Annotated in this window: 7 protein-coding genes; all 7 read right to left on the minus strand. The window is 32.3% G+C overall.

Going from position 1 to position 8,433, the window contains the following annotated elements:
- On the minus strand, window positions 1-1,383 hold a 1,383-nt coding region (locus tag CI949_RS13205; RefSeq protein WP_290767202.1), incomplete at its 3' end, for a glycoside hydrolase family 1 protein.
- Window positions 1,384-1,436: 53 nt separating this feature from the next.
- On the minus strand, window positions 1,437-2,750 hold the full coding sequence (locus tag CI949_RS13210) for a 6-phospho-beta-glucosidase (RefSeq protein ID WP_290767204.1): 1,314 nt from the start codon (window positions 2,748-2,750) through the stop codon (window positions 1,437-1,439).
- A 1-nt stretch (window position 2,751) separates the two neighbouring features.
- On the minus strand, window positions 2,752-3,081 hold the full coding sequence (locus CI949_RS13215; RefSeq protein ID WP_134060103.1) for a PTS lactose/cellobiose transporter subunit IIA: 330 nt from the start codon (window positions 3,079-3,081) through the stop codon (window positions 2,752-2,754).
- A 59-nt stretch (window positions 3,082-3,140) separates the two neighbouring features.
- Window positions 3,141-4,427 (minus strand): PTS sugar transporter subunit IIC, encoded by a 1,287-nt coding sequence (locus tag CI949_RS13220; RefSeq protein ID WP_134060101.1) that lies wholly within the window; start codon window positions 4,425-4,427, stop codon window positions 3,141-3,143.
- Between the two features lie 29 nt (window positions 4,428-4,456).
- A complete protein-coding gene (locus CI949_RS13225) occupies window positions 4,457-4,762 on the minus strand; it encodes a PTS sugar transporter subunit IIB (RefSeq protein WP_134060099.1) in 306 nt (101 codons plus the stop codon).
- Window positions 4,763-4,798: 36 nt separating this feature from the next.
- A complete protein-coding gene (locus CI949_RS13230; protein ID WP_290767209.1) occupies window positions 4,799-5,056 on the minus strand; it encodes an HPr family phosphocarrier protein in 258 nt (85 codons plus the stop codon).
- A 276-nt stretch (window positions 5,057-5,332) separates the two neighbouring features.
- Window positions 5,333-8,035 carry a sigma 54-interacting transcriptional regulator gene (locus CI949_RS13235; RefSeq protein ID WP_290767211.1) on the minus strand — a complete coding sequence of 901 codons (2,703 nt, stop codon included), beginning with the start codon at window positions 8,033-8,035 and terminating at the stop codon, window positions 5,333-5,335.
- Between the last annotated feature and the right edge of the window lie 398 nt (window positions 8,036-8,433).

The following is an 8,433-nucleotide window of genomic DNA, read 5'->3' on the forward strand; positions in this document are numbered from 1 at the left end:
ATTTTGATACCAGTAGAAACTTTTCTTTTTAATTCGACGCATATCTTTCAGATCAAATTCATCTCGATTAACATAAATAAAGCCATAACGTTTGTTAATTCCTTGATGAGTACTAACTAAATCAATGGCTGACCAAGGAGAGTATCCAAACACTTTTACCCCATCGGTAATTGCAAGCTGAACCTGTTTAATATGCTTTCTTAAATAATCAATTCGATAGTCATCATTGATTGTATCATCATCTTCGAGTTCATCGTAAGCACCGAGACCATTTTCAGTTACAATCAAGGGCAAGTTATATCTGCTGTAGATTTCTCTTAAAGTTGTTCTAAAACCAACCGGATCAATTTCCCAGCCAAAATCAGTTGTTTCTAAATTTTTGTTTTGATGACGTTTATAAAAACCAGGTTCATTATCTACAACCTGTTGATCTCCATCATAATTACTTTTCTTTTTTTTGTCTTCAAAATCTCCTTCTACTGAAGCACTGGTATAGTAATTAAAAGCTATAAAATCTGGATTACCAGCCTTCAGAATCTTCATATCGCCATCTTTAATTTCTGGCGTGATACCTTTTTCTTCCATAAAGCTCCAGGCAGTTGCATTATATCGGCCAAAAACTGCTGCATCTAAGTAAAGCCAGTTTCTAATGGCAGAATAATTATCAGCTGCCAGTACATCTTCTGGTTTAGAGGAAGCGGGATAAACAGTTGAAATATTTGGAGCTGGACCGATCTTTCCATACTCTACTTTTTGATGGCAGAGATCAAACACCTTAGACTGAGCAACTAACATATGGTGATTTGACTGATATAATCCTTTTTGAACATCATCCGGATCATCTTCTAAGAGCCCTAAAGCATCTCCGTGTAAGATCATCATGTTTTGTTCATTGATTGTTAACCAGTACTTAACTCGATCTCCATATTCATCAAATAAAACTTCAGCATAATTAACAAAAGCATCAACTGTATCTCTGTTTTCCCATCCACCTTTTTCTTGTAAAGCAAGCGGCAGGTCAAAATGATACATAGTAACTAAGGGTTCAATATCATATTTTAAAAGTTCATCAATTAAATTGCTGTAAAAATCAATTCCTTTCTGGTTTACTTCACCGGTTCCTTCTGGAATTATTCTGGTCCAGGCAATTGAAAATCTATAAGTTTTAAAACCCATTTCTGCCATTAAAGCTACATCTTCTTTATAATTATGATAATGGTCACTTGCAACTTTAAAATCTGTCACATCTTCAGGATGATTACCTACATCCATTACCGAAAGTCCTTTACCATCTTGATTCCAGGCACCTTCAAACTGATAAGCTGATGTAGAAGCACCCCAGAGAAAGTCTTCGGGAAAATCTTTTAATTTTTTATGGATCATTATATTTTCCTCCTAATTGGATTATTCTATTTCTTTAAATTATCTTAAATCAATTATTTTTGAAACTGCGGTAAATAATCAATATTTTCATCAATAAGGTCGTCTAATAAATTTTTAACTATACTGCTTTCAACAAGCGGATGGATAGTTAAGGCCTGAAAAGCAGAATCATAATCACCATGTACTCCTGCTTCAATTGTTAAAGCTTCATACTCATTTACAACCTGCAGTAATCCCTTAACCTGAGAAGGAAGCGGTTCAACATTTAACGGTGTAGCTCCATTTTTACCAACATAAGATGTTCTCTCAATTACAGAATCATCTGGAAGACAATTTACTGTACCATTATTTTTAACATTTACATAATGTAATGTTCCTTTATCATTATAAATAGCACTTATTAGATCACAGGCAGCATCCGAATAATATTGGCCTCCTCTTTCTTCTAATTCTTTTGGTTTCTCTTTTAGAGCTTTATTTTTATAAAGTTCAAAGAGACTTGCTTCTAATTCTTTAACAACTTCACCTCTTGTGCCTTCAGTTTGGGCAGCTTCAATTTCTTCCTGCAGCATTAAATCGGTAAGGTAATAATATCTATGGTAAGGACAGGGCAGCATTCCTACTGACTTTAATAAATCTTTACCCCATTCAAAATCCGGAACATTCTCAACATCTTTGAAGTTTCCTGAAGCAATTTTATTTAATACTTCTTCAATCTTATTTTCGCCCTCTAAATAAGCTCCTCGACCCCAAACTAGGTGATTCAAACCAACAAAATCCATTCTTAATTTATCTTGCTCAGCATCCAATATTTCTGCTGTCATCTTTTCCATTACAATCGGAACATTACATAATCCTAAAACTTTGATATCAGTATATTTACTTACTGTCTCAGTAATAATTCCACTTGGATTAGTAAAGTTTATTAACCAGGCATCTGGTGCAAGCTCTTCCATATCTTTTGCAATATCCAGGATTACAGGAATTGTTCTTAAAGCCTTGGCCATTCCACCAGCACCAGTTGTCTCCTGACCTATACAGTTATATCTTAACGGTATTTTTTCATCCCTTATTCTTGCATCTAAGAGTCCAACCCTGAACTGAGTTGTAACAAAATCGGCATCTTTGATTGCTTCTCTTCTATCTAAGGTTAGGTAGATATTGATATCTACTCCTGCTTCTGCAACCATTCTTTTAGCAAGATCACCAACAATATCTAGTTTCCATTTACCTTCCTCTATATCTACTAAATATAAATCTTTAACAGGAAATTCATCATATCTTTTAATAAAACCCTCTATAATTTCAGGGGTATAACTGCTACCCCCTCCAATTGTAGCTACCTTTATACCTCTATCAGATAACATTTTATTTACCCAACTCCTTTTTTAATTCATGTAGTTCTTTTTGAGTTTTAATCATTTCTTCAATTAAATCTTTAGTTAAAGTTGCACTTGTTAAATGATCCTGAGCATGAACCATTAAGATACCAACTTCAGTTTTTTCACCCTGTGCCTCTTTGGTAATTAAAGATGTTTGGACATCATGAGCTTCATGAAAAAATTCTTTTGCCTCTTTCAATTTTAGATCTGCCTCTTCAAATTTTCCTTCCCGAGCAAGTCCAAGAGCTTCAAAAGCTATACCCTTGGCATTACCGGCAGCAGATATTATTTTAAAAACTACCTCTTCACTTGTCATAATCTCACCTCTATTTATAGTTATATTTTTATAAATTATCTTGAATATATTTTATCTTTTTATGCTGTTGCCGCTTCTTCCTCAACTTCTCCAGCAGCTTTTTCGTCTGCCAAATTCTTTTCATCTAATATTTTCATGAACGGATAATAAATTAAGCCAGCGACTGTCATTGTAACAATTTGCAAGATGATTGCTCTCCAGTCACCTGTTGCTAAAAATCCACTAATTAAAGGTGGAGTTGTCCAGGGAATCAAGGTGTATGGTCTTGCAACCAATTCTAAAGCCATTGCAGCATAAGTTATAGCTGCAGCTGAAAGCGGTGCTAGAATAAACGGTATCAGCATAACTGGATTCATTACAATTGGCATACCAAAAATAATTGGTTCATTAATATTAAATAGACCAGGTCCAATAGCAGTTTTACCAATGGCTTTAAACTGTTTTGATTTTGCTGCAAAGACTAATAAAAGGGCCAAAACAAAAGTTGAACCAGAACCTCCCATATTTATAAAAATTTCTAGGAATGGTTGGTTTACTATATTTGGAAGAACTTCAGCGCCTGCAGAAAGAGCATTTGTGTTTTGATCAAGCAAAGTTAATAATACCGGACCCGCTGTTCCAATTACAAGACTTGAACCATGAATCCCAACAAACCAGAAAATACTAATTGCCAGTATTAAAACAACAACACCAGGGAATGTTCCTCCAATTAACAATAACGGAGCAGTAACTGTATTATTTATTAATTCTGGAATAGAAATGCTTGCAAATGTTAAAGAAATTTGATTAAAGACCCAGACCGATAAAAGGACTATAAAGACTGGAATTAAAGCAGAAAATGATCTCGCAACATTAGGTGGTACGGTTTTTGGCATTTTGATAGTAATATCTTTTTCTACTATAAACCGCTGAACTTCAACAGAGTACAGAGCCACCAAAATTGCTATAAATAATCCATCAGAACCCAACCAGGAAAGGGTTAAATTTCCATTTTCAGTTAATGGTACCAATAAAACAAAGGAAGATAATCCTAAAAGAGCTGATTCTAATGGCGGCAGACTATATTTTTTACTTAAAGAATAAGAAATTGTGAAAGAAGCTAATAAAGCCATTAAACCAAAAGTAGCATTTTGAATCATTAAAATTCTGTCTACATATGGTGCAACTAATTCCGCTAAAAATGGAATCGGAGGAAAGGCTACAATTAAAGCTACTGATCCAATAATTAACATCGGTAATATTGCAATCAGACCATCTCTTATTGCCTGTAAATGTCTCTGTTCTCCAACTTTCCCAGCAACAGGTAAAAACTTATCTTCTAATATTTTAAATAATTTATTCTTCATTATCATATCCTCCCATTTAATAAGTAAGTTTAATCATTAAGTAAAGACAATGCCTGATCTAATACTTTTGCGCCATCAACCATACCATAGGCAGCTGAATCTACAACATCAAGGGCAACATTTTTTTCTTCTGCAATCTTTTTAAATGATTTTTCTTTGTACTTAATTTGGGGACCTAAAAGTACAACATCATATTTTTCTACAACATCTTCAAAATTATTACATGATTCAGCCTTAATTTCATAATCTAAGTCTCTATTAGCCGCTTCATCTTTCATTTTCTCTACTAACATACTTGTACTCATTCCAGCATTACAAACTAATAAAATTTTCATAATATTATATTCCTCCTGTTTTTATGTTAAAAAAATTTATTCAAAACTTTTAACTAATTCAGCCAGTTCTTTTAAAGCTTTATCTTCATCATTTCCATTCACTATTAATTTAATTTTATCTCCATATGAAGCTTCAAGGGTCATTAAGCCCATTATACTTTTAGCATTAACACTGCGATTATCCTTTTCAATTTCAACTTCTGATTCATAATTTTTAGCTTCACTAACAAATTGTGATGCCGGTCTTGCATGAAGACCAGTCTTATTTTTTAATTCAATTAAACAGCTTTTCAAATTTTTGCCTCCTTTCATTTCTTCTTGATTTGTTTGAAATGGATAGTTGTTTTTATCTTCGCTTATATAAAATGCATTAATCATACCAAAACTATAATTTTCTTAATATTTATTTGTTTTTTTATTAGAAATCCAATTATTACAAGGTTTATAGATTGTTTTTATTTAAAATAACTTTGCAAATTAATAAAAAACACCCCATAAAATACAAAATTAGTGTGCAAAATAGTTCTGCACACTAATTAATATGGTTACACATTAACTTCAAACTGTATTTTAGTTGTATAAAAACATTTCTGTTATATAGGCCTTTTCATCATCAGTTATATCTAAATTATATTCAGACTCCAGTCTTTCCATCTCAGAATTGACTACTGCAAATGAGTTTTTATTCTTTGTAATAAATTCATTTAACTTTTCATACTGCTTTCTATTACCATCTTTTTTTGCATTTTCGAGCATATAAGCCATATGAATAATGATACCTATCTTTACTCCAAAATCTAATTCTTCCTTAAATCTGCTTTCAATATTATTTATTACAGTTCTTAGGTCATCCACCATTTTAAAACTATTAAAATTACTAAATTGATCCTTTAGTGAAGTTTTAATATTAAATATCATTTCTTCGTGTTTTAATTTTGTACTTAGTTTCTCAATTCCATCCTGACCCAAAATATCTAAAGCAGAAATATAAGGAACTGATTCTAATTCCAAAGGCATCGTACTTACAACAGCTAATATATTATATTCTTTTTCTAATTTCTTAATTTCTTTTTCTAAGTTATTGTCTTCCATTAAGCTCAAATTAATTATTCTATAGCTCAAATTACTATTTAAATTATTTTCAATTATATTTTTTAACTCCCTGGCAGCACCTTCACCAGTATAACAAGCTGTTACTATTGCAAAATCATCCAGATTCTTATTCGTTGTTTCACTAGAACTTAAATTATTATCTCTTTCAGTTTCAACTTCAAAATTTTGCTGATAGCTTTCTCCTCCAATTTCATTAACTGATTCAATTATATCAGCAAAAGAATCCCCAAGTACTGCTTTGCGAGAGGCTTCTAAAATTGTTGGAGTACTGACCATCGTAATTGTTTCTGTTTTAATACCAGTTTCTTCTGCGATCATTCCCCCAAAACTATTTAAAGAACCCATATCAACCATTACAATAATGCCGCTACCATTATCAATTTCTTTTGCCTTAGCTTTAGCTTTTTTATAAGCTTCATTAGGACTCATTTCCAAAGGCATATCAACAGCGACAGCGTGTTCTTCCCCAACTAGATTGTTTACAACTTCTGTCATACTGCTGGCAGTAGACTTACCATGCATCACAACTAAAATTCCTACCTTATTGACATCAGTTTCTCCATAATTATAGGGTTTTTCGGTTAAAAACATGCTGATATAGCCAATTTCATCCAGAGGTGTCTTGATAGAAAACTTCTGATCTATAATTGTTGCAATTTCCATAGCAGTGATAAATTCCTGGCTGTGTTCTGAACGAATTTCATTTAAATTCGGGTGATAAATTTTATTATCATTTCTAATTCTGGCTATACTTCTTTTTAAATGCAGGGCCAGCCCATAATAAATTTTTTCATCATAACTTCTGTCCAATCGATTTTTTGCTAAATCAAGTATCTCCTGAACAAGACTTACTATATCTTCTCCCACAATTTTTTCAATTTTACTTTTTTTGAAATTAGCTGATAAATCGCCAATGTAATTTTTAAAATGCTTTTCTATATCTATATTTAAAATCTGATTAATTTCTTCTTGTGGCAGACCATTATCTTCAAGAGTGTTCATTTTATCTTCTATAACATCATAAAACTGATAGTCTTTATTTTTTTTATCTTTTTGCCGCTGCTCTGTTTTGCTGCCGTTCTCTTTAAAAGATATTAAATTTCCCCTATTTTTTATCAGTTCATCAAGTTCTTCCCTTTTATTCGGCAGATTCATAATACCTTTTTTAACATGATATGGAAGTTCTTCCTGTCCAATTTTGAGACAGCTGCTTTTATTTTTTTGTTTTGACTTAAAATTCAAAAATGCTTTTGCACAGGCAAGCTGAATATCACTTTTAAGCTGACCAATGTTATTGGTACAGTCATATAATAAAAATGATTTTAAAGCATTCTTATAAATATAAATATCTTTGCCGATTCTTTTTTGCTCCTGCTTGATAAAATATTTAATCAGCTGAAATCTTTCAATTAAACTTCTATCTGAAAGGGCAGGAAGTTCAATCACCATCGGAATTCGGCGCTGAAATGTTTTTAATAAATAGGAACCGGGGGGTTCTGTTGTTGCTGCAATAATCTTGACATCTGCTTCAATTATCTCATCTGTATCTCCAAGCTTTCTAAAAAAACCATTATCAATAAAAGTAAAGAGCATCTCCTGTCCCTGAGGCGGAAGTCGATGAATTTCATCTAAAAATAATATACCTCCATCAGCGTTTTTAATAAAACCTTTGGAATCTTTTTCGGCGCCAGTATAAGCTCCTTTTTTAACACCAAATAGCTGCCCCATTAAAAGCTGAGGATTATCTGTATAATCGGCACAGTTAAATTTTATAAATGGTGCATCTGAGCTGATGACTTCTTCTTCAACAGCAAAATTATACATTAACTCTGCAAACATTGACTTACCGACACCAGTCTCACCTAATAAAAGAGTATGGAGACCATTTGGTGGATATAAAATAGCAGCCTTTGCCTGCTGCACCGAAACTTTGAGACTTTTATCTGCTCCTATTATATTATCCAGTTTTTTACTTTTTAAAATTATTTTTGTTTTAATAATACTGTAGTAAACCGGCCGACTATTTGTCTTTTTCATTTTTCCTTCTTTAACTAATTTGTTTAAATAACGGCTGGCAGTTGATCTAGTAATATCTGCTTCTTTAGCAACCTCTTTGGCTGTCATACCTTTTGAACGGTCTTGAGTCATCTCTTTAACCAATTTTAGGATCTTATCTTTTTTCTTGATAATTATCACACCCTAATACTTAAAATAATGTTATAGTCTTAATTATAGTTTTTTAATTATTATCTTTATTTTTTATTATATAGGATTTTTATATTAATGTACATGCAGATGCTCGTAAAACAGTCGTTTTATATCGAATTAATAGACAAAAAAAGCAGTTAGCGAAACGATCAGCTAACTGCTTTAGAATTAATTATTAATTTTTAAAAATTGAAAAATTACTTCTCCATCGAATCATCAAAGGCCAGATTAGAAGGATCAAAGTCAACATTGCGGACAAAGCGGAGAGCTTCTTCAGCTCCATAGATCCGATCCATACCGCTGTCTTCCCATTCAACAGAAAGAGGACCGGTGTAATTCATCTTATTTAA

The organism is Halanaerobium sp., assembly GCF_003070835.1.

What these genes read in the sequence shown, in the direction of transcription:
- CI949_RS13220 (WP_134060101.1), bottom strand. Translation starts at nt 4,427, where the DNA reads ATGAAGAATAAATTATTTAAAATATTAGAAGATAAGTTTTTACCTGTT.
- CI949_RS13210 (WP_290767204.1), bottom strand. Translation starts at nt 2,750, where the DNA reads ATGTTATCTGATAGAGGTATAAAGGTAGCTACAATTGGAGGGGGTAGC.
- CI949_RS13225 (WP_134060099.1), bottom strand. Translation starts at nt 4,762, where the DNA reads ATGAAAATTTTATTAGTTTGTAATGCTGGAATGAGTACAAGTATGTTA.
- CI949_RS13215 (WP_134060103.1), bottom strand. Translation starts at nt 3,081, where the DNA reads ATGACAAGTGAAGAGGTAGTTTTTAAAATAATATCTGCTGCCGGTAAT.